Source organism: Candidatus Brachybacter algidus (assembly GCF_016707225.1).
Classification (GTDB): domain Bacteria; phylum Bacteroidota; class Bacteroidia; order Chitinophagales; family Saprospiraceae; genus Parvibacillus; species Parvibacillus algidus.
The window spans coordinates 309,787-332,913 of sequence record NZ_JADJID010000001.1; the positions used below are offsets into that span (position 1 = coordinate 309,787).

Sequence of the window (23,127 nt, forward strand, 5' to 3'; positions counted from 1 at the left end):
TTCGCCAACTTCTAAATTTGAGTGATAAAAGGCAATCAGCTTCTGCAATTTTATAACACTCATCAAGTAATTCATTTCTTTTTCTACTTTTGCACCAACTAAGCACTGATTTTACATTGTCTAAAAAAACTCTATGACCACATCGATTATCATAGCTGTATGTATCCTCATGCTTATAGCATATCTTTTCGACCTTAGTACTGCTAAGACAAAGATCCTATCTGTCATTTTATTATTGCTCTTGGGTTGGGCGATGCGGCAAGGTTGTTATCTGTTAGGAGTCGAAACACCTGATTTTGCATCTTTATTGCCGGTGATTGGTAATATAGGTTTATTGCTCATAGTATTAGAAGGTTCACTGGAACTAGAGTTTGACCGTTCCAAAATACCTTTGGTCAAGAAATCATTTTATTCATCAATTGTTCCTATCATTCTTTTAGCGCTGATTTTGACTGCTTTATTTAGTTATTATGGAAACAATGATTGGCGGGCATCCTTATTAAGTGCCATACCATTGTGTGTCATTAGTAGCGCGATAGCGATACCAACAGTTAGGTATTTTGATAAAGCATCCAGAGAATTTGTAGTCTATGAAAGCAGTTTTTCTGACATAATAGGTGTTTTGTTTTTCAATTTCGTAATATATAATGAGGTCATTGATGTATTTTCATTTTTGGATTTTGGAAAGGAGATACTGGTAATGTTGGTGCTTTCATTTGTGTTTACCATTCTGCTTGCATACTTGCTTAATAAGATCGAAAATCATGTGAAATTCACTCCGATGATTATCATCATCATCATGATCTACTTCATCTCTAAATATCTGCATCTGCCCGGCTTATTGTTTATACTCATTCTTGGATTATTTCTAGGTAATCTTGAAAGATTGGATTCTGTAAAATGGATACATAAGCTTAACCCTGAAATGCTGCACAATGAAGCTATGCGACTTAAAGAAATTGTTATCGAAGCAACATTTTTAGTGAGAGCATTTTTCTTTTTATTGTTTGGTTTTTTATTGGAAACAAAGGAAATATTGAATTTACAGACACTTCCATGGTCATTGTCAATCTTTGGATTAATTGTATTGATTCGATTTATGGTATTGAAAATTCTAAAAATACCAATTTCACCAGTGGGATTTATTGCACCACGTGGACTCATCACTATCCTATTATTTCTAAGTTTGCCAGCTAGTCAGACCATTGGTATAGTGAATAAATCTCTGATTGTCCAAGTAATTATTTTTACATCTTTATTCATGATGGTTGGTGCAATAAAAAGTGGGAAAAGCGATAATTCTTCTGAAGAGAATATAGAAGAGCAATTGCAAGGTTAGACCTATAATATGATTGGTCTTTAAAGAGGGAGCAAACTAAATTCTAGGCCTTAGGCAAACCTTCTAATACTGTAAAGACGATGGCTAATCAAATCGGTATCCCTATTTAAAATTCCTTCTAGTATAAAACCATCTAGCCTCACGCAGCCACTGGCATGCCAGATCGAATCAGTCGATGAAAGTATTCCTACGTGCACGACCTTATTGTTTTCATTTGCGAAAAATGCAACATCACCTGCCCTATGACTTCCGAAAGTGATCAGATCACCAGCCATCTCTTGCTGAGAGGCATTTCTTGGAAGATCTATACTGAATGGTTTATGAATGAGTTGCATTAGTCCACTGCAATCCATGCCTAATATTGTTTTACCACCCCACAAATATGGCGCATTCTCAAACTTACTGACTAATTCAAGTATCTTGGATACTTCGTACATTTTCCTTTCTGCGGATTGATTTTTAATTATCGTTTTTTCAGCATTGCCAAGTTTTGAACCAAATGGTAAATATTTTAATCCATCTGATGTCTGCACAGGGGCTAAAAGGTCCATGAATAATAAGGATTTTGGTTCAGAAGCGATCACAAAATGTTTTTTATCTGTCCAGCCATCATATTTGTCATCTTCATTGCGGATGCGGATCCAATCCTTCTGGCCTAATTCCAGCACTGTTGCACTTTCTCCGTATAATATCTGACTTTCCAGTTCGGCGGTTTCAGAAGGATTGGCACGCAGTGGTGCCATCGGTGTATTGCATTGCAGCAGCATATCTGGAAGGAAGGATAGGTAGATGGACATGAGGATTATTTATTCAGTGTGCAAATTACGAAAAATATACTTCTGGGACGCTGTGCGGATCGCGCTGCGTCCCAATGGGTCATGACCCATTGGATGGAAGGATCCCTGCGGGGATCCTTCCAACTTCATGCGCTAGCGCATGAATGTCTCTGTGGGCTGATCCAACTGGTCCAATTGGTGCAATCACAACTGGTTAACTCTAATACTCTAATACTCTAATACTCTAATACTATCCACTCTAATACTTTATTCTAGCACACTTTTCTAAAATTTATATATATATTCTTACTTTATCGTACTACATTTGCAGGAAATATCCACAAGAAACAAATTACATGGCAGAAGTAAACGTTGAGACAGCTAAAAACCTGGGCTTAACCGCAGAAGAATTTGAAAAAATCATTGAAATAATGGGTCGTGAACCCAATTTTAATGAACTGAGTATTTATTCTGTCATGTGGTCAGAACATTGTTCTTACAAAAACTCTATCAAGTACCTCAAAACATTACCAAGAGAAGGCAAAAAATTACTTGTAGCAGCAGGGGAGGAGAATGCAGGTTTGGTGGACATCGGTGATGGACTTGCCTGTGCCTTCAAGATCGAAAGTCACAATCATCCTTCTGCCTTAGAACCTTATCAGGGTGCAGCTACAGGAGTAGGAGGTATTCACAGAGATATATTTACGATGGGCGCACGTCCTATTGCAGCGCTTAATTCATTGAGATTCGGAGATCTTTCATTGGCACATACCAGAAGATTAGTCAAAGGAGTGGTCCATGGCATCGGAGATTATGGCAACTGTCTGGGTGTTCCAACTATTGGTGGTGAGACTTACTTTCATCCATGTTATAATCAAAACATCCTTGTCAATGCCATGAGTATTGGGGTGATGAAGGCTGGAGATACTGTCTCAGCCATCGCGAAAGGGGCCGGTAATAGGGTATTTATAGTAGGTGCGGCTACAGGTAAGGACGGTATTCACGGAGCTACATTTGCTTCTGCAGACTTAACTGAAGATAGTGCAGAAGACCTTCCATCTGTACAGGTAGGTGATCCATTTCAGGAAAAATTATTATTAGAAGCATCTCTGGAAGCTATAGCCACAGGCGCTATGGTCGGAATGCAGGACATGGGTGCCGCAGGTATCATTTGTTCAACTTCGGAGATGAGTGCAAAAGGAGAAGCAGGAATGCGCATCGATCTATCAAAAGTGCCAAAGCGCCAACAAAATATGGCACCTTGGGAGTTATTGCTTTCTGAAAGTCAGGAAAGAATGTTGATCGTATGCAAACAAGGACAGGAAGCCATCTTGCAAGCTGTATTTGACAAATGGGATCTGCCTTGTGATGACATCGGTGAAGTTACTGACACAGGAATGCTTGAGTTTTTCATGGACGGCGAACTAGTAGCGGAAGTAAACGCATACAGCCTTGTCTTAGGCGGTGGTGCTCCGGTATATGACAGACCATATTCAAAACCTGACTACTTAAAGAAAAATACTGAATTTGATATTTCAAATATCCCTGAACCACAAGATCTTGTTGCCGTCGCCAAGCAAATGAGCTTGTTGCCAAATTTAGTTTCAAAGCATTGGATATCTGAGCAATACGATTCTATGGTTAGAACTAATACTATGGCCGTCGGAAGTAAGTCTGATGCAAGTGTTATTAGAATCAAAGATACTAGAAAAGCATTAGCTGCCACGATAGATTGCAACTCAACTTATGTATATAGTGATCCTTATATTGGGTCCAAAATAGCCGTGATGGAAGCTGCACGAAATATCGTTTGCACAGGTGGCAAACCTCTTGCCATCACGAATTGTCTGAACTTTGGTAACCCCTACAATGAAGGTGTTTATTACCAATTTGTAGAAGTGATCAGAGGTATGGGTGAAGCTTGCAGATTGTTAGATACTCCTGTGACTGGCGGGAATGTTAGTTTTTATAATCAATCAGTCATTGGAAATACTACCGAGCCTATTTATCCAACGCCATCTATTGGAATGGTCGGTATCATTGAAGATGTGGATCATTTTACCTCACTGGATTTCAAAAATGAAGGCGACGTTATCTATTTATTAGGAAATCAAAAGGAAGATATCAACTCTTCAGAATATCTTAGAGAAGTTCATGGTGTTCATTCATCCCCACCACCTCATTTCAATGAAGTGGAAGAAATGGCTTTGCAAGCGGCTGTAATTGAAATTATTGAAGGTGGATTAATTAATTCGGCACATGATACAGCTGACGGTGGATTATTTCAATCCTTATTAGAATCTTCATTTACTCATGATTTGGGCTTTGACATATCATTAACTGATGGGATTAGAATGGATGCTGCATTATTCGGAGAAGCCCAATCACGCATTGTTTTAAGCTTAAATTCTGACAAATCATCATCTATTGAAGAGATATGCCAAAGGCATTCAGTTCCTTGTAAGAGAATAGGATCAGTAAGAAAAGATCATATGTCCATCAACAATATTAACTTTGGCACGTTGTCTGAATACAAAAAAACTTTTAATTCACGTTTGAAAGAACTGATTGAGCAATAAATAAAATCTAAAATTCAATTTCTATTACGATGCGTAAAAACATATTATTTTATTTTCTGGCATTTTCAATGACTCTTGTCGTAGGATGCGCGGCTATCAGTGCTACTAAAGGCTTCACGCTTACAGGAGAGATTAAGGATGCTGCTAATATGGAGGCTAGCCTCGATAAACTTGGGATGCAAAACAATGCTATTCCGGTAGCAAAAGCTAAAATTGATGCACAAGGAAAATTTACCATAACGAATGACGAGGTACTTACTCCCGGTGTTTATAAATTGACTATTGGTGCTAAGATTGCTCCAATCATACTAAATGGCAAGGAAAAGGAAGTGACGATCAAAGGTACACTTAATTCTTTTGACGACTTAAGTTTTACAATCACAGGAGCTAAGGGTTCAGAAGAGTTTGCAAATGCAATTAAAGGTCTAATGAACAAAACACTTGACGATGTAGCGGCTAAAAAAGCAATTGAAAATGCAACCAATCCTTATGCTGCGATGCAAATAGCTATGATCACGCTTAGAAAGCCTGCAGATGTAGAGACACATAAAGCTGTATTGGAAAGATTAAAAGCATTTGACCCAACTTCAGATTTTATAGGTGGCTACCAATCAATGATCAATCAATTGACTGCACCTCAGCAACAACCGGGCCAAGGAAGCGGCATAAGTGTCGGCCAAATGGCACCTGACATTAAATTGGCAAATCCTGAAGGAAAAGAGATCGCACTTTCTTCATTGAAGGGCAAAATCGTTCTGCTTGATTTCTGGGCGAGCTGGTGTGGACCTTGCCGTCAGGCGAATCCTCATGTAGTTGAGATATACAACAAATACAAAGATAAAGGATTTACTGTTTATAGTGTTTCTCTTGATGGAGTTGATGAGCGTAATAAAGCTCAAATGTCACCAGAACAGTATCAAGCACAAATGGATGCTTCTAAATCAAAATGGTTGGCCGCAATCACTCAGGATAAACTTGCCTGGACGAGTCATGTAAGTGATCTTAAGAAATGGGGAAGTTCTGCGGCACAACAATATGGTGTTAATTCCATACCACAAACCTTCCTGATTGGAAAAGATGGCAAGATCGTGGCAGTTAATCCAAGAAATACACTCGAAGAGGAATTACTCAAAGTCCTTTAAGACTTTCTGTATTTATTAAAAAAAAGCATCCTGCAACACAGGATGCTTTTTTTATTTGTAAATGCCTTTAGTGTTTTTCCTAAAATTGTTCAGAGATCATACTTTGATTTTAGGGTTGATGATTTATTAAACTTTTTATGGTTAGTGCTGGGTGGCAAGCTTCTTTCTAACTTTGCTTAGGAATTCAGGAGAAATACCGATGAATGATGCGATATAAATCTGAGGTATCCGATTAACAAATTTAGGATATGTATCCATGAAGTCCAGATATTTTTCAGTGGCAGATTTAGATAGAATTGTAATTAAACGATCCTGATATTTAGCTACATTATTTTGTAACATGATTCTAAATATCCTTTCAAATTTGGGTATTTGGACCAATAACTTTTCTTTAGAGGCAGAACTTAGTTCTAAAACAGTGCAGGGTTCTATTGTTTCCAAATAAATCTTTGTTGGTGTATGGTTTGTCGCACTATCTAAATCGCCAACCCAATAGTCTTCAATGGCAAGCATAAGTGTCACCTCAATACCTTGAGGGTCCACATAATACTTTCTTATACAGCCACTTACTATGAATGTCTCAAAAGTGCATATATCTCCTGGTTTTAGAAGAAAATGCCTTTTAGGCAGTTTTTTAAGGACAAGGAAAGATTTAAACTGACTAACCTCTTCATCTGTAAAGTGTACATTTTTTGAAATATTCTCTTCTATCAGTTTAAACATTTGCTGGGGTGTTTATTTATTAAAGAAATTAAATGTTGTTTGACATGACTCTCCCATTCAGTTTTTAGAATGCTAAAAACGATACTATCACGTCGCAATCCATCGGAAGTAATATAATTGCTTCTTAAAATGCCTTCTTCTGTACAACCAATTTTTTTCATAGCTGCTATACTTCTTGAATTTCTGCTATCTGCCATGAACTGTACTCTTTCGAATCCTAATGTATGAAAGGCAAATTCAAGTAAAAGATATTTACAGTTGACATTGATGCCTGTGCCTTGAAATTCTTTGCCATACCAGGTATAGCCAATTTGAGTCTTCTGATTCTGTACATCTATATCATAAAATCTTGTACTTCCTGCATAAGAATTGGTTAATTTGTCTATTACAATAAACGGAAGCTGAGTATTCGCACTTTTTCCCTCAAGAGCATTATTAATATAGTTGATTAAGGCGTCGCGACCATTAGCATGTACTAATGTAAATTTCCAAATATCCAATTCGTTTTCTGAAAAAGGGAGGAGTTGTTCGAAATCGTGCAATGACAATGGCTTGAGAATTACTCTTTCATTCTCGAGGATAGTATTTCCGACTTCAAAAAAATTTATTTTCAACTAAAAAGATGTACTGAATGCCTCTCAATTAAAATTCACCAAAAATTGAAAGAGCAAAAGTGTTTACAAAAATTTACAAAATTCTATTAACTGATGCAATATTAAATAAAATTATAAATTCAGGAAGAATTTTCCATATTAAATTTTAATAATTTTTAATATGTTTAGACTAAATTCCATTTCAATGTCTACACGATGTCTTTTTATACATTGTAGTTGAAATCATTTAATTGATCTCATGAACTTTACAGCTATTTGAATCGTTCAATTTCTATTGCGTATCGAATTATTGTGTTATATTTATTCAATAATTAGATTTAATCACATTCCTAATTAAATGATTTTGTCCAGATATTATTTTATCGTTTCAATGATTATTATTTTGGCCGGGACTATTGTCGGTCAGGAATCGATTCAATCGACCTTTGTTTTGCCTCAGACAAAAGGAGTTATATATAATCGTGAACACAATATAGATCTGCGTATCAACACAAACGGATATACTTTAGGATTGACAAAAGGCAAGATCAAAACATTCTACAAAACTAGTACCTTCTTTTTTGATATAACTCTTCACAAAGACCCGCGAGAGAATCGCCAGAACAATAAAGTGATTTTCGCTAGAACCAATGAAACCTCTACTCCATTTGTTTACGGAAAAGTAAATTCACTATATTCTTTGAAGGCTGGGAAGGGTATTAAAAGATATTGGTCAGATAAAGCTTCTAAAAGAGGCGTAATGGTTGGATATATAGTGGAAGGTGGATTGACTTTAGGAATATTGCAACCATATTATCTCAAAGTTGCTGAAATTGATGCCGAAACCGGTCTTCCATCTCTCAAAGAGATCACTTATAGTGGTGGGAATGAAGCTAAGTATCTTGATAATTCAAGAATCTTTGGCAGATCTAATATTTTTAAAGGAATTCTTGAATCTACACTTGTGCCAGGTGTTCATTTTCAAACTGGTATACATTGCGATTTTGGAAAATATGATAATTTTATAAAAGCTCTTGAAGTTGGCACAATGATTAATGTTTTTACTCAACCCATTGAGCTCATGGTCAATCAGCCCAAAAGACCATTTTTGGTGAACTTTTACCTATCACTTCAGTTTGGTAAAAGAGTATAATAGCGCTTAGTATATTTTGTTTTAAGATCGTTATAATGACTTCTAGGCATTTGTTACTTTTGCATTTTAAATATTAATAATGATAGAGCTTCCAATAATTTCAAATCTTCCTCAACCTGAAGTTGCTGTCACTGAAAGAAAAAGAGAGAAAAAACCCGATTGGCTGCGCGTTAAATTACCTACAGGAGAAAAATATAGACATGTTCGATCTCTTGTAGATCAATACAAACTTCATACAATTTGTCAGAGCGGTAATTGTCCAAACATGGGAGAATGTTGGGGTGAGGGAACAGCGACATTTATGATACTTGGCGACGTTTGTACAAGATCGTGTACTTTTTGTGCAGTAAAAACCGGGAGGCCTCCTGAATATGATGAGGAAGAACCCATCAGAGTAGCCCAGGCAATATATTTAATGCAGGTCAAACATGCAGTTATTACTTCAGTCAACAGGGATGAACTAAAAGACAAGGGAGCTGAGATTTGGTATCAAACAGTAGTTTCTGTCAAAAACTTATGCCCTACTACAACGATTGAAACATTGATCCCGGATGTGAAAGCAGATTGGTCTGCGCTCGACAGAATGATCACAGGTGGTCAGGAATTAGTGTCTCATAACTTAGAGACTGTCAGGTCACTATATAGACGAGTAAGGCCTCAAGCTAAATATGATAGAAGTCTTGAACAGATAAAACGTACCAAAGAAGCAGGTCTTCGCACCAAATCAGGGATTATGCTTGGCTTGGGTGAAACTAAAGATGAAGTTTTGGTAGCTATGGATGACCTCAGGGCGCATGATTGTGATGTAATTACATTAGGTCAGTATCTTCAACCGACTAAGATGCATATTGAAGTTGCCGAATATATACATCCTGATATTTTTGCTTTTTATAAAGAAGAAGGCGACAAAAGGGGTTTCTCTTTCGTGGAGAGTGGTCCATTAGTAAGGTCATCCTATCATGCAGAAAGGCATATTTAAGATTTTCCTCATTAAATTATAGTATCCATTAAATTTTATTTTAAAACCAGAAAAAAAGGCTAGACTATGTTTAAGACATTATCATTATTAAGTGTATTTACCATTTTTGGTTTTTTCTTCAATGATATATATATGAATCAAAATAATCTTATTCCAACTACATTCGTTTCATCCGAAAATGTTTCAGAAGATCAGAATCCTTTGCTTCAGCCGTGGTCAGGAAATTATGGTGGTTATCCTGCATTTGATAAAGTAAAAATTAAAGATTTTTTACCTGCTTTCGAAGTTGCAATGAAAGAAGGACTTAATGAAATTGAAAAAATTGCGAATAATCCAGCTCCTCCAACTTTCGAAAATACGATGCTTGAATTGGAAAAGTCCGGTCACTCTATTTCCAGGCTTATTGCCATTTATGGTGTTTGGAGCTCAACAATGAATAGTGATGAGTTTCAAAATGTCGAAACAATTATTGAGCCAAAGCTTTCTGAATATTCAGATAAAATAGCCCAGAATTCAAAGCTTTTTAAAAGAATAGAAAAGATCTATAATTCGGAAGAGTATAAAACATTGAGTCTTGAGGCCCAAAGACTTACTTATCTAAAATACTCAGGATTGGTCAGAAACGGAGCAAGATTGAACGAGACTGATAAGGCGAAGCTATCTAATTATAATCAAGCATTAGCGGCTTTATATACTAAGTTTAGCCAAAATTTACTTTCAGATGAAAATGATAAAATCGTAGTTATAGAGAATAAGACAGACCTGAAAGGTCTTTCAAAAGATCTTGTCGATGCCGCTGCATCTGCCGGTGTAGGGGTAAACAAAGGAAAATGGGTTATCAACAATACACGTTCTTCAGTTGATCCATTTCTGACCTATGCAGAGAATAGAGATTTGCGAGAAAAAGTTTGGAGGATGTTTATAAGTCGTGGAGATAATGGAGATAAAAATGATAACAATTCCACGATCGTTGAAATTTTGAAAATCAGAGCATTACGAGCCAAACTCCTTGGTTTTAAAACGCATGCGGATTGGCGTCTCGATAATTCGATGGCTAAAACACCCGAAAATGCTATGAAATTGATGATGGACGTATGGAAACCGGCTATTCTTAAGGTGAAAGAAGAAGTAGCTGATATGCAAGCCATCGCTGATAAGGAAGGTAAAAATATTAAAATTGAACCTTGGGACTATAGATATTATGCTGAAAAAGTGAGACTTGCAAAGTACGATCTGGATCAAAATCAGGTCAAGGAATATCTTCAACTGGATAAATTGAAAGAAGGTATGTTTTGGGTCGCTGGACAAATTTTCAACATGAGCTTTTCCAAACTTGAAAATATCCCCGTTTATCATCCGGATGTAGAAGTTTGGGAAGTAAAAAATAAATTAACCGGCAAACATATTGGTTTATGGTACTTTGATCCTTACGCACGTGCAGGTAAAAGGTCAGGGGCCTGGATGAATGCCTTTCGTGATCAGGAAAGAGTGTCTGGCGACATCCCTACAATAGTTTCCAACAATGCTAATTTTGTCAAAGGTCGCCCCGGAGAGCCAGTCCTTATTTCTTGGGATGATGCATCTACTTTATTTCATGAATTTGGGCATGCCTTGCACGGATTATCTTCAAGAGTAATCTACCCAACGCTTTCCGGAACTAATGTTTTTACGGATTATGTTGAATTTCCATCTCAATTGCTTGAATATTGGTTGTCCACACCTGAAGTACTTCAGAATTATGCGTTGCACTACAAAACAGGTAACCCTATTCCTGAGGAACTCGTTAAAAAGATTCATGCAGCTTCCACATTTAATGAAGGATTCGCAACTACGGAATATCTTTCATCTGCATTGATCGATATGAAACTTCATCTGGCAGAAGTTCCAACAACTGATCCTGATAAGTTCGAAAAAGAAACACTAGAATCTCTTGGCATGCCTAAAGAGATAGTAATGAGACATCGCACGCCACAATTCGGTCATATTTTCAGTAGCGATCAATATTCGGCTGGATACTATAGTTACTTATGGGCAGATGTCTTGACAGCTGATGCCTACCAAGCATTTATCGAAGGGAAAGGTCCGTATGACGAATCTGTTGCTAAAAGTTTGACTGATAACGTATTTTCTGTTGGAAATACTATAGATCCAGCAGATGGATACAAACAATTCAGAGGCAGGGAACCTAAGACTGAAGCTTTGATGAAGAAGAGAGGGTTGAATTAGAAGTTAGAAATCAGAAGTCAGAAATCAGAAGTCAGAAATCAGTTGTCAGTGGTCTGAAACTAGAAACTAGATTCAATATATTTGAGAAATAATATTAATATGTAATATTTTATATGCATAATTAACTAATAGATAAGTCTTAATACTCAATTTACAAAATTTTAGTCGCGACTTCCCCTCTTCAGCTAGGGTTTATACATAAGTATTTTTTCAATAAATGGATTAATTAGAATATTAATATAATTGTTTGTTATTGAGCTACTTATGAGCAAAATTAATTTTGCAGACACCCGAACGTAGGTTAACCTACGCTCAGCAATACGTAGCAAATGAACTACAATAATTTAAAGTTAAAACTTAGATTGTGAGGCTCGGCGTAGGTTAACCTACGTCGGGGTGTCACCAAAGTTTACTTTGAAATAAACAAAAAAGATGTGTATAAAACCTAGCCTATTGAGGGGTTGGCCAAAGGTCGGGGTGTCTTTTCTTTGGTTTATACAAGCTATTTAAAAATTCTAAAAACTCATTTGAATATTTATCTTCTAACTACCAAATTAGAATTTGAAGTAATGAATGAACTTGGGGCACACTGCCTTCCTTTGTCTTCAGGCAGCGATTATTAATAAGTTATTTTTTTGAGAAAATAATTGAGCCCAATTCAAGGTTGATTGAACATCTTATACGAAATCGAATTATATAATTGGTCTTGTTTACTTTGACGTTTCGTATCACACCAGCCATGGGTTTCAAACGAGGCTATTATTATCCTGGAATATTCAGAGTTAATCTTTTCTTTAATTGAATGAGCCAAAAATGAATTGAAAAAATATGCTTGTCTAATTTTCCTTGTCCGAGAATTACAATTCGAAGTTTGCCAAGTAAATCACTAGTGCACTTAAAAACTGGCGCCCTGCTGCACTTTACTGATTAACTCTAATACTATCCACTCTAATACTATCCACTCTAATACTTACCCTCTCTAATACTTTTCCCTACTCCTCCTTCCCTTTATTCTTATCATATTCGATGATCTTACCCATGACTTCATCGAGTTGTTCTGCACCAATACCTTTTGAAAGGATCTTTTTGTCTTTGTCCAGAATAAAAAACTGAGGAGTGGACTTAATATTATAGATGATTTTAAAATTAGACATTAATACAGGGTCATAAACATTGACAAAGTGCTCCATATGTTTTTTCTCAACACCTTTCCAGCAATCTTTTGCTTCGTCAAGTAGACCGGTACAAATTGCAAAGATTTTCACACCCTGATCCTTATATTTATTGTCGAAGTCTATGACATGCGGTATAGCTTTCTCGCAGTGTGAACAGTCAGGTGCCCAAAAGAAAAGCACCGTATAAGGCGATTGTATATCATGTACCTTGATGTCGGTGCTATCTTTCTGATTAAGAAAGGTAAGATTGGGAGCGTATCTTCCAAGTAGCGTAGGGCGCACATCATTGGCAGCATCTTTCATCTTTTGAAGATTGGCCTTATCTACCCATGGAGCTTCACCTTTTGAATAATATTTATCAATAAGATGCACATAAACGGCATCCATTCCAACAAACTTACTTTTGAGGTAATAATTGAAATAGTGACTAAGATAGAACTTGAATGCATCAGGGATCTCTTTCGTTTTTGCCAACACTATATCCAGTGATTTAATGATAGAATCCGGTTGCTGATAAGTTATGTTTTGAATAAAGCCATCGACCTTCTGGAAATAAACAGGCGAGCGGAATAGCCTTTCATCTTTGAAGTCTACATTGTCAAGATAATGGGATTTGTAGAAGTTGTATCCTTTGATTTTTGAAGCCATGTCAGCATCAGGAGCATATTCTGGAAGTGGAGGTTCTTTCGAGGATTTGATAAGCACAGCAGTAAATGATTGTGGATATTTCGTAACAAATTCATCTTGCATACTAAAAACACTCTTATCAATTGCTTCGACTTTTTTACTTATAGCTTTAGCTACTGTCGTATCACTCGCCTCTCGCATCAGACGTCTTAATGAATCAGCCATTGGTTTTTGGCTTGATAGATAGTGGATATAATTGAAAAAGATAGTGTTATCCTCTGAGTTTTTTGCTTTCAACTTACCAGTTAATCTGGCAGCATCAGCTTCTACACTAAAAAATCTATTGTTTTTATCAACAAGAAACTGAAAGACATTTTTTTGTGGCAATAGGACAGCCATATAAACACCCGGGTCAAGATCCTTACTACTTTTGAAAGTAAAGTTGCCTGTTTTTGATATAGCTGTATCTTTTACAAATTGCTTATCACCCATGTAGTAACCTAACAATAAGGTGTCGTATTTGTAATTAGCCAATTTGATATCGATTTTATATCCTGACTGGCTGAAGGCTGAAAGGGTGATACTACAGCATAGAAGTATAAGTAATGTGCGCATCTTGTGCATTTGCTTTAATTAGAAATTGATGTAAATTAACGCAAAGATTGACATATAAAGTCTTAACGTTTTGCAAAACTATCAGGAAACTCTTGTTGCAAGCAAAAACAGTGCAGCCATTCTGATTGCAACTCCATTTTCTACTTGCTGAAGGATGATTGATGCCGGGCTATCAGCGACGTCACTGGTCATTTCTACGCCCCTGTTAATAGGTCCTGGATGCATAATTACAATATCCTTGCCTATCTTGTCCAACAATTTTTTATTGATACCAAAATACTGTGAATATTCCCTTAAAGAAGGAAAGTATTTAATGTCTTGTCGCTCAAGTTGAATTCGTAAGACATTGGCCACATCGCACCAGCGTAAAGTTTCTTCCAAATTATAGGATACTTCTACGCCAAGTTCTATAATGTGTCTGGGTATTAATGTTGGAGGACCGCAAACTCTGACGTGCGCTCCTAGTTTTTTTAAACAAAATATATTGCTCAATGCCACTCTTGAGTGTATAATGTCACCGATAATCGCGATTTTTTTTCCTTTTAGATCACCAATTTGTTCGATCATGGAATACGCATCTAACAATGCCTGCGTCGGATGTTCATGAGTGCCATCTCCCGCATTCAAAATGGAAGCACCTATTTTTTTTGAAAGATAAGCACATGCCCCGGGAGCCGGATGTCTCATGACGATCATGTCCACCTTCATGGAAAGAATGTTGTTAACTGTGTCCAGCAGCGTTTCACCCTTAGTAACAGAAGATGCCGATGCTGAAAAGTTTATAATGTCTGCAGAGAGTCTTTTTTCAGCTAATTCAAAAGAGATCCTTGTTCTTGTACTATTTTCAAAAAATAGATTTGCCACAGTAATATCTCTTAGAGAAGGTACCTTTTTAACAGGCCTGTTGAGCACTTCTTTGAAATTATTAGCAGTGGAAAAAATCAGTTCGATGTCTTGAACGGTCAAGTCTTTAATGCCAAGCAAATGTTTTGAACTTAACTGGCCTGGACTTTCACTCATATCGAATCTGATTTAAATGGATAAATAAATACTGAAGAAGATGTTTTGTTTTCATTCCACCTTAACTTAACATATGCTTCATCGAGCGCATCAACTGTCAAGCCAAGATAATTAGCCTGAATCGGAAAATCTCTATTAAAACGCCTATCCACAAAAGATAATAGTTCAATGTGGGCAGGGCGGCCATAATTTGTTAAAGCAGATATACCTGCATGAACAGATCTACCTGTAAAAAGTACGTCGTCCACCATAAGGACTTTTTTGCCCTCAACAATAAAATTCATTTTGGTTTCACTGGCCATCAGGATTTTGGTACGATCCCTGTAATCATCTCTGTAAAATGTAATATCTAATTGGCCATATTCAATAGCAGGTACTTTAAAATCCCGGATTAACATGTCTACGAGGCAATTAGAAAGTATGGTGCCACGAGGCTGCAGGCCTATGATACAGGCATTCTCAAACTGATCATAATTTTCCATCAATTGATGGCATAGCCTTCTCAGGACTATATCGAATTTCTGATGGGAAATAATTTCTCTACCTTCTTGCATTACAGCTTCAAAGATATGAGTTAATTGTTAATTGTTAATTATAAATTATGATTTATAATTCAGTTATAGATTCTAGACACAAGATCCTAGAGATTAGACTTGATTACTAACCGGCTGCTTCATGGACATACTCATTCAAATACATGAAATGTGGCGTCAGAGCTCCATCTTTAGCAATAGTAGCATAGTCTAAAATCTTGCTATTTTCTGCCATTAATTCTGGAATAATAACCTTGATAAATTGATCGCCAAAATATCTTGATGCGTCCCTAGGTAATTCGTTTGGAAGATTGTCAATAGACATCACATCAATACTGGTTTCTTTATAAGGAGCTGTTATTTCAAAAGACTCAGTATCTATACCGAAGACTGGTTCATCTATCGTACTTGCCTTTAAAGTAGTAGGAACGGAGGATTCAGGTGCTATGTCGCAGGTGATATCGCCAATTACCTCAATATTAAAGGAAGCATCAGCTATTTCTTCCATCGTAAAGAACGCCGGCGCCCTGGTATCCCAATATATGCAATTCAGAAAAATATTTGCTTTTTCAGCATAAGGTTTGAATATAGAAACATAATTCTGTGGATTCTGGTAGAAATCTTTCTTGACGAAGATTTTATTATCCTTATGTTTAACATAATCAGCAGAAGTTAGATGCGTAAATACAGCTGTTTCAAAATCCTCCTGTTTTAGAAATTCTAATGGACTCACTTCTTGAATGTTCATATCCTTCAAAGCCGAAATTGCTCCGTAGGCCACCCTGCCGCTGCCGGTAAGTACGATTTTAACAGGTGGCAAAGTTGTTTGGTGGTAAATTGTTCTTGCTTGTTCAAAGTCATGAAGGTCCTTTAGCCTGGGCCAGTCAAAGAGTCCGGTCCTTTGTCCATAAGTCCACAAACCATTATGTGCTCCGACGATTCCTGCGTATTTACCAAAGGCAATTAATCTGCCACCGTGGTCATCTACTAGTGTTTCATAATCAATAAGTGTGATGTTTTTTTGAAGGATGGCCTGTAATAACTTCCTATTGTGTGCCTGTTTTTTGATAGTATGTGAAAAAAAGAAATATTTTTTATGAGGCATAAGGTCTTTAATTGGAACTTCCTTGACACCAAGAATAATGTCACTTTGAGAAATATCTTGCATTACCGGTACACCTGAAGCAAAATATTCTTCATCTGTATAGCATCTATGAGAGGAAGGTTGGACGACGATATCAAAATTATAAGGATTGCCCATGAGCAACTTACATTGCTTTGGTGTGAGCGCCACTCTGTCATCATGTGGCACTTTGCCTTCACACAATATTCCTATTTTCATTAGTCCTGTTTATGAAATGCATTGATCGTGAATTAGAGGATCAGATGCATAAATTCTGTTTATGGTCGGGTGACAGTTTTCAGAAGCCACAAAAACTCTTCCGTAAATTTATCTATTGCCAACTGAAATTTTGGATCCAATAGTACACCCTCCTCATCAAATTTTGTATGCATATGCGGTACGACCATCATATAAGGAGACATAAGCCCAAAGTGTGCACCGATCAATAGTTGTAGCTGCTGTGCAGCACGCATACCTCCCAATGCACCATCTGATGCAGAGACAATTGCACATGGTTTGCGGTGCATTTTAGGGAAATGATTTAACAAATTTTTCAATACTGGAGTATAACTTCCATTGTATTCTGGTGTGAGCAAAATAAAACCATCCGTGCGATAGATATCGTCCACCAATTCTTTCAAATGTTCGGGGGCTGAGCCATCGTTTTTGTAAGTTGCAATATCCATTGGGATTTCGAACTTATTTGCCTCTATAATATTTATTTCATCCTCAAGCAAAATCTGATGCAGGTGATTTTTTAGAAATTTGGCTATTCTTATTGATATACTTTTACTGCTTTGACTTCCTGCTAAAATTGATATGATCATATATTTTTTATCTAAATAAAATTGTGGGTATTAAAGTTTTTTTACGAATGAAAGATATACAGGAAAGTGATCACTATATCCGAAATTGTATGAATCACCTGAAAAGGTTCGTTGGGGATAGCCTTTATATTTACCACTTTTCTCAGTAATAAATTTTTCGTTGAAGACCCTAGCCTTATAATAATTATAACCTGTGGTGTCAGATATCCATCCCGGTGATACGATTACCTGATCGAAAAGACTCCACGCATCCTGATAGGCAGTGGTGCCAATTCCTTTTTTATAAAAATCAACATACGGATTGTACATCTCATCAGCATTTAAGTCCTTTTTGCTTCCTTTAGCTTTGAGAGATTTGACAAGTGATTTGTCTGTTGGGTCATCATTTAAGTCTCCCATTACGATGACTTTGGCTCCCGGATTTACAGCGAGTATTGAATCTTTGACAGATTTACAAATAGCAGCGCCTTGCATTCTGAGTGGTTCAGAGGCAGAGCCACCCCTTCGCGATGGCCAGTGATTGACCAGGATATGAATAGTATCACCATCCATTATACCTGCCGCATAAAGTGTTTGCCTGGTATATATTTTTTCGCCTTCTGAATTATAAATAGGGAGATTAATGGGTTTGCTGCTGATAGGAGTGAAATATTTGGGCTGATATAGCAAACCAACATCTATACCTCTGAAATCTTCTGATTCATAGTGGATTATATGTAGATCCATATCTTTTAATAGTGGTTGGGCAACCAGATCTTCCAATACTTTCCTGTTTTCCACTTCTGCGACACCAAGCATTGCGATGCCATCAGGACTCACATCTTTTCCCAGCATTGAAATTACGGTAGACAATCGGGTAAGTTTATCCGTATACATTGCTGTATTATAAAGCTTTGTACCTTTTGGTGTAAATTCCTCATCCAGTTTGCCGGGGGTATCCAGCGTGTCAAATAAATTCTCAAGGTTGTAAAACCCTATGTTGACAACTTTATATTGATCCTGGCAAAAGGCAGAAAAAGACATCAAGGATATAAAAAGAAAAAGAAATACTGCTTGTAATTTCACTTTGTGTATCGGTTGTTATTGGGCGCAAAGATACACTTTGCAAAGTTAAATTAAGATGAAATGTAGCTACGTTTAATGTATTCCAAATTGTTAAGTTGATAACTATCTTTTCTAAACATTATCATCTTTCGTAAAATTCGCTTTTCTTATCCTGAAAAACAAAAAATAGTAGAGTAGGAGAAGGACAAAGAAAAAAGCAATTTTCAAAATTAAATTCTTTTTATCAACCTCTATTGTCGAAGAAATAAATATATCTGCTATAAAGTATAAAAAGAAAGGGATCGTAAACAAGCCCATTTGCCACCTTAACTTTCGTTGATTATCTCTGATCTTGTTGATACTTTCTCGAATAATATCTCCATCCATATTAGAAATGTCTTCAGGCATGTTTTTCATACCAGCCTTCTCTCTGGTGAGTCTGTAGAACATAAATAAAACCGATACGACTGCCAAGATCAGAAGTAAGTAGCTCAACGTATTATCAGGAGGTGTAAACAAAACATTTAAAAACAATAAAACAAATAATGCAATAATGAGCGTATTTAGAATTTTAAAAGTATTAAATCTGCTGGCTCTTAATGTATCAGCATATATGTTGTGCAAATATTCATTCTGTTGTGTGGACATGTTCCTTCATTTATTTAAAACAAAAATAGTCAAAAATGGCCATTAAATATATAACGAAATAATTAATGATAAAGATATTAGAAGTCAGAAGTCAGAAGTCAGAGGTCAGTAATCAGACACTTGATATTCTGGGCTAGATGTTTTTGAATGGTGGATAATAGTTAATCTGTAATGCTTAGTTTCAAAAATTAAAAGATAACATGGTGAGTTAAATGTAAAATGTAAAAAGTAAAATGCAGTTTTGGAGATTTCCCCCTGTTGAAGCTAGGGTTTTATATATCTTTTCAAAAGGCATTAAAATAGTCTTCACCTTCTAACATTCTCACACTCTCACTTCTTCACACTTTCCCCTTTTCACAAAAAAAAACTGCCTGTCGCATAACGCTACAGGCAGCTCAGATCAAAAACAAAACGAAAACTTATTTTACAAAAAATATTCTTTAACTCGAGATATTATACTATTAAGAACGCAATTTGACCTGCAATTGTTTACTTTGACCACCTCTTTTGAAGGCTACAGAGATCACATCTTCAGGTTTTAACTTTGTCATAACAGCTTTTAAATCATCAATGGTATTTATTGCTTTATTATTTATACCGGTAATAACATCATTTGGAAGTAATCCGGAATATTGTGCAGAACCACCATTGAATAACTCCAATAGTAAGACACCGCTTTTGACATCTATTCCATATTCTTCCTTATTCTCGTCGGACATGTCCTGCACATTGGCTACCTGAACACCAAGTGTTGCTTTTGCTCCAAGATTAGGTCCGGTATAATTCCCTTTGTTCTTCATAATATTTTCTACGATCGGAATTATCTGGTTGACAGGGATAGCAAATGCATATCCGGCATAAGTTCCTGTAGGAGAAGCAATTGCAGTATTAATACCTATCAAATTGCCATTTACATCCACAAGTGCGCCACCGCTATTTCCCGGGTTTACTGCAGCATCTGTCTGGATAAAGTTTTCAACTGCATCCTTTTCATGAATGACGTCTATAGACCTCCCTTTAGCAGAAATAATGCCAGCAGTAACTGTAGATGTTAAATCAAATGGATTTCCCACAGCCAATGCCCATTCTCCTACTTTGACATCGTCAGAATTACCATATGTGATCGGATGAAGGTCATCCGCAATGATCTTGATCACAGCTACATCCGCTTTTGGATATGTCCCAACTTTTTTTGCCATAAATGTGCGTCCATCATGAAGAGTTACTTCAAGTTCATCCGCAAAACTTACCACGTGATTATTAGTGACAATATAGCCATCCTCCGATATAATCACTCCTGAACCTGAACCTTGTGCAGGACCTCGCTGGCTAAAGAAAAAGGAAAATGGGTCATTTCTTTGCTCTTGTAACTGTCTATTGTAAGCACTTTCGCGGCTTTCAGCAGCTTTAATATGCACCACAGCTTCCAAAGATTTACTTGCTGCCAACGTAAAATCGAAAGGAACATTGACAGGCGCGTAGCTTACTTGTTTTGCTACTGGCATTTCGGTTTTTACTAAAGACTCTTTAGGATTGTTTTTTTCCTCGTAATATTTAAGACCTCCTACTGTCGCAGCTCCACCGATGAGGCCTGCTACTAATAGTGAAAAGAATTGCTTCATGTTTATAATATTTACTTGTATGAGTTAATGACTTATTTTTTGAAATTCAAATAAAATTTCAAAATCAATACTCTAACGCAGAGAATTCATTTCTAGTTAAAGCAGTAAATCAAGATTAACAAAAAATTAACTGAGATTGTTACACAAAGTTACCCTTGATGTCCTGCTGCCTATATTTCTCTGAATTAAATTTGAATAATTTAGCGGGTCTATGAGGGACATCTGATTCTAATTCCTTCATATCTATTAGCAAGCCGGTGCCCATTACTTTCTTTCTAAAATTACGACGATCTAAATCTACCATCAGCACAGATTCATACAAAAGCTGAAGCGATCGCATAGAAAATTTTTCAGGTAAGAGGTTAAAGCCAATAGGTTCTGCCTTTATTCTTTCCTGAAGTCTTATTAAGCATGTATTTAGAATCTCGTTATGGTCAAAAGCCATATTTCCCACCTGGTGTATCGAATGCCAGTGCAGCTCATGATCCTGTACTGCTAAATTAATATGATTAATATTCACGAGTGTGTAGTATGCTACGGATACCACTCTTCCTGATGGATGTCTGTTGACATTTCCAAAGCAAAGTACTTGTTCCAGGAATAGATTTTGGAGTCCGGTCCTTTCGAATAAAACCCTGTCAGCAGCTTGGTTTATAGCTTCATCTTTTGTTACCAGATCTCCAAGTAATGACCATTTACCTTCATATAAAGGATAGTCACTCTTAATGAGTAGGACTTTTAAGGATTCATGATCAAGTCCAAATATGACACAGTCAACAGATATTGCTGTAAAAAAATCATCTGTCGAAGGAAATGGAGACCGTTCGGTTCTTATTTTGTCTAGAGTCTTGATTTCTTTTTATTTTTATTTGGAGTGATCAATAGTAAGTCTTCCTTCTTACCTGGCCAACATGCTTTGCTACTCTAACTACCTGACAGGTATAACCATATTCATTGTCATACCACGCATATACCGTCGCAGTCTTACCATCATTGGACACGATCGTCGATGGACCGTCTATGACACAGGCTGTAGTCATACCTACGCCGTTGCTGGATACGTATTCCGGAGAGTTTGAATATTGTATCTGCTCTGCAAGAGGTCCAGTTAATGAGGCTTCTTTGAGCAGGCTATTCACCTCGTCTACAGACGCAGTTCTATTGAAAGTAACGTTGATTATTGCAAGTGAAACATTTGGTGTTGGCACTCTTACGGCATTCCCTGTGATCTTACCATCCAAGGATGGAAGTACGGCGGTGATGGCTTCTGCAGCACCCGTACTCGTGATAACCATATTGATAGCAGCTGCTCTGCCACGACGTGGTTTTTTGTGGAAATTATCCAAAAGATTCTGATCACTTGTATATGAATGTATTGTTTCCACATGCCCTTTTTCTATGCCGAATGCATCGTCAAGAATCTTGATAGGTGGCACAATAGCATTTGTGGTACAGGATGCAGCGCATAATATTGTATCGTTTACTATATCCAAAGATTCATGGTTGACACCGTAGACGATATTTGGAATTTTCTTGCCCGGGGCGGTAAGTAATACATGGCTGACACCAGGGCGAAGATGTTCTGCGAGTTCTTCTTTAGTCCTGAAAACTCCCGTATTGTCGATGACTATAGCGTTATTAATTCCATAATCAGTATAATTTATTTCTGATGGCTTGTTGAAATATAGAAGGAGGACACGATTCCCATTTATTATCAATTCCGAACCATCTTCATTTACATTGACTGACCCCCCAAATTCACCATGTACGCTGTCACTACTTAACAGTGCTGCCCGTTTTTCTGCATCCAGCTTTCTGTCTTTCATCTGTGGGCGGATGACAATAGCTTTTAATCGTAATTGTTCTCCTTTGCCGGTTTGAGCCACCAACCTTCTTGCTGCAAGTCTTCCTATTCTACCAAATCCATATAAAATAATATCCTTCGGTTGAATATTTTCAGACTGTGCTCCTTGTGCTGTTTGAAGTCTGTCTGCAACAAATTCTTTAATATTAGGGTACTTAGCTTGTTCCTGTTTCCATTGCAAAGCAAGTGTACCGATATCCAATCTAGCTTGTTTGAAATCAGGAATAGCTATGATCTCATTAACAATAGCCATCGTATCCTCTATGGTTACTAATTCGTTTCCATAATTTGTGGCGGTTTGATGTTCATTGAGTAATTGGCTAGGACGTGTATCGTAAACGTCCTTTCTGAAAAGAACTAATTCAACTGATCTGTCAAATCTTAATTCTCCGGCTTTTCTGAGTAATTCGAGAGCAAGTTTTTCCTTTTTTCTCCAATTTTGTAACTCAGATTCATTCCGTTCTTTAAAGCTTAAATTATTTTCCATAGGTTGCGATATCTCAGAATTATTTTAACGCA

At 36.8% G+C, this 23,127-nt stretch carries 19 protein-coding genes; 6 read left to right on the plus strand and 13 right to left on the minus strand.

All coding sequences use genetic code 11. The annotated features are described in order from the left end of the window. Positions 1-133: 133 nt before the first annotated feature. Entirely contained in the window at positions 134-1,339 is a 1,206-nt protein-coding gene (locus IPI15_RS01245) for a hypothetical protein (protein ID WP_287418894.1), read from the plus strand. 50 nt (positions 1,340-1,389) lie between these two features. Here IPI15_RS01245 and IPI15_RS01250 read toward each other — a convergent pair whose 3' ends face one another. After that, the gene (locus IPI15_RS01250; protein WP_287418896.1) at positions 1,390-2,136 is read right to left on the minus strand and encodes a C40 family peptidase; all 747 of its coding nucleotides are present in this window, start codon (positions 2,134-2,136) and stop codon (positions 1,390-1,392) included. Between the two features lie 335 nt (positions 2,137-2,471). Here IPI15_RS01250 and purL point away from each other — a divergent pair, with 335 nt between their 5' ends. Both purL and IPI15_RS01260 read left to right on the plus strand, forming a co-directional pair. Next, the gene (gene purL, locus IPI15_RS01255) at positions 2,472-4,694 is read left to right on the plus strand and encodes a phosphoribosylformylglycinamidine synthase subunit PurL (RefSeq protein ID WP_287418898.1); all 2,223 of its coding nucleotides are present in this window, start codon (positions 2,472-2,474) and stop codon (positions 4,692-4,694) included. 29 nt (positions 4,695-4,723) lie between these two features. Next, on the plus strand, positions 4,724-5,836 hold the full coding sequence (locus IPI15_RS01260) for a redoxin domain-containing protein (protein WP_287402682.1): 1,113 nt from the start codon (positions 4,724-4,726) through the stop codon (positions 5,834-5,836). 141 nt (positions 5,837-5,977) lie between these two features. Here IPI15_RS01260 and IPI15_RS01265 read toward each other — a convergent pair whose 3' ends face one another. Both IPI15_RS01265 and IPI15_RS01270 read right to left on the minus strand, forming a co-directional pair. After that, a complete protein-coding gene (locus IPI15_RS01265; RefSeq protein ID WP_287402684.1) occupies positions 5,978-6,559 on the minus strand; it encodes a Crp/Fnr family transcriptional regulator in 582 nt (193 codons plus the stop codon). Then, positions 6,547-7,173: a GNAT family N-acetyltransferase gene (locus IPI15_RS01270; protein ID WP_287418900.1), complete on the minus strand. Its 627-nt coding sequence runs from the start codon at positions 7,171-7,173 to the stop codon at positions 6,547-6,549. Before IPI15_RS01270 ends, IPI15_RS01265 begins: the two co-directional genes overlap by 13 nt. Before the next feature lie 343 nt (positions 7,174-7,516). Between IPI15_RS01270 and IPI15_RS01275 the strand changes: the two genes are divergently transcribed. From IPI15_RS01275 to IPI15_RS01285, 3 genes are all read left to right on the plus strand, one after another. Continuing rightward, on the plus strand, positions 7,517-8,305 hold the full coding sequence (locus IPI15_RS01275; RefSeq protein WP_287418901.1) for a hypothetical protein: 789 nt from the start codon (positions 7,517-7,519) through the stop codon (positions 8,303-8,305). A gap of 79 nt (positions 8,306-8,384) precedes the next feature. Beyond that, positions 8,385-9,284 carry a lipoyl synthase gene (gene lipA, locus IPI15_RS01280; protein WP_287418903.1) on the plus strand — a complete coding sequence of 300 codons (900 nt, stop codon included), beginning with the start codon at positions 8,385-8,387 and terminating at the stop codon, positions 9,282-9,284. Between the two features lie 132 nt (positions 9,285-9,416). After that, positions 9,417-11,510: a M3 family metallopeptidase gene (locus IPI15_RS01285; RefSeq protein WP_502711641.1), complete on the plus strand. Its 2,094-nt coding sequence runs from the start codon at positions 9,417-9,419 to the stop codon at positions 11,508-11,510. 992 nt (positions 11,511-12,502) lie between these two features. Here the strand turns inward: IPI15_RS01285 and IPI15_RS01290 are convergent. The 10 genes from IPI15_RS01290 to IPI15_RS01335 all read right to left on the minus strand — a co-directional run bounded on the left by IPI15_RS01290 (position 12,503) and on the right by IPI15_RS01335 (position 23,095). After that, positions 12,503-13,927, minus strand: a complete 1,425-nt coding sequence (locus tag IPI15_RS01290) for a TlpA family protein disulfide reductase (RefSeq protein ID WP_287402698.1) — start codon at positions 13,925-13,927, stop codon at positions 12,503-12,505. 81 nt (positions 13,928-14,008) lie between these two features. Beyond that, positions 14,009-14,947: an aspartate carbamoyltransferase catalytic subunit gene (locus tag IPI15_RS01295; protein WP_287402701.1), complete on the minus strand. Its 939-nt coding sequence runs from the start codon at positions 14,945-14,947 to the stop codon at positions 14,009-14,011. Then, positions 14,944-15,501: a bifunctional pyr operon transcriptional regulator/uracil phosphoribosyltransferase PyrR gene (pyrR, locus tag IPI15_RS01300; RefSeq protein WP_287402704.1), complete on the minus strand. Its 558-nt coding sequence runs from the start codon at positions 15,499-15,501 to the stop codon at positions 14,944-14,946. The genes IPI15_RS01295 and pyrR overlap by 4 nt, the downstream gene beginning before the upstream one ends. A gap of 106 nt (positions 15,502-15,607) precedes the next feature. Further along, on the minus strand, positions 15,608-16,822 hold the full coding sequence (locus tag IPI15_RS01305) for an NAD(P)-dependent oxidoreductase (RefSeq protein WP_287418906.1): 1,215 nt from the start codon (positions 16,820-16,822) through the stop codon (positions 15,608-15,610). A gap of 59 nt (positions 16,823-16,881) precedes the next feature. Further along, positions 16,882-17,430: an NADPH-dependent FMN reductase gene (locus IPI15_RS01310; protein WP_287402709.1), complete on the minus strand. Its 549-nt coding sequence runs from the start codon at positions 17,428-17,430 to the stop codon at positions 16,882-16,884. A 30-nt stretch (positions 17,431-17,460) separates the two neighbouring features. Then, positions 17,461-18,495: an endonuclease/exonuclease/phosphatase family protein gene (locus IPI15_RS01315; RefSeq protein ID WP_287402711.1), complete on the minus strand. Its 1,035-nt coding sequence runs from the start codon at positions 18,493-18,495 to the stop codon at positions 17,461-17,463. A 111-nt stretch (positions 18,496-18,606) separates the two neighbouring features. Continuing rightward, positions 18,607-19,122, minus strand: coding sequence for a hypothetical protein (locus IPI15_RS01320; RefSeq protein ID WP_287402712.1), 516 nt, complete (start codon positions 19,120-19,122; stop codon positions 18,607-18,609). A gap of 461 nt (positions 19,123-19,583) precedes the next feature. Next, positions 19,584-20,744 carry a S1C family serine protease gene (locus IPI15_RS01325; RefSeq protein WP_287418908.1) on the minus strand — a complete coding sequence of 387 codons (1,161 nt, stop codon included), beginning with the start codon at positions 20,742-20,744 and terminating at the stop codon, positions 19,584-19,586. 139 nt (positions 20,745-20,883) lie between these two features. Next, positions 20,884-21,597, minus strand: coding sequence for an NUDIX hydrolase (locus tag IPI15_RS01330; protein WP_353738759.1), 714 nt, complete (start codon positions 21,595-21,597; stop codon positions 20,884-20,886). A 25-nt stretch (positions 21,598-21,622) separates the two neighbouring features. After that, complete coding sequence (locus IPI15_RS01335; RefSeq protein ID WP_287402716.1) at positions 21,623-23,095, minus strand: glyceraldehyde-3-phosphate dehydrogenase; 1,473 nt, start codon at positions 23,093-23,095, stop codon at positions 21,623-21,625. Positions 23,096-23,127 lie beyond the last annotated feature (32 nt).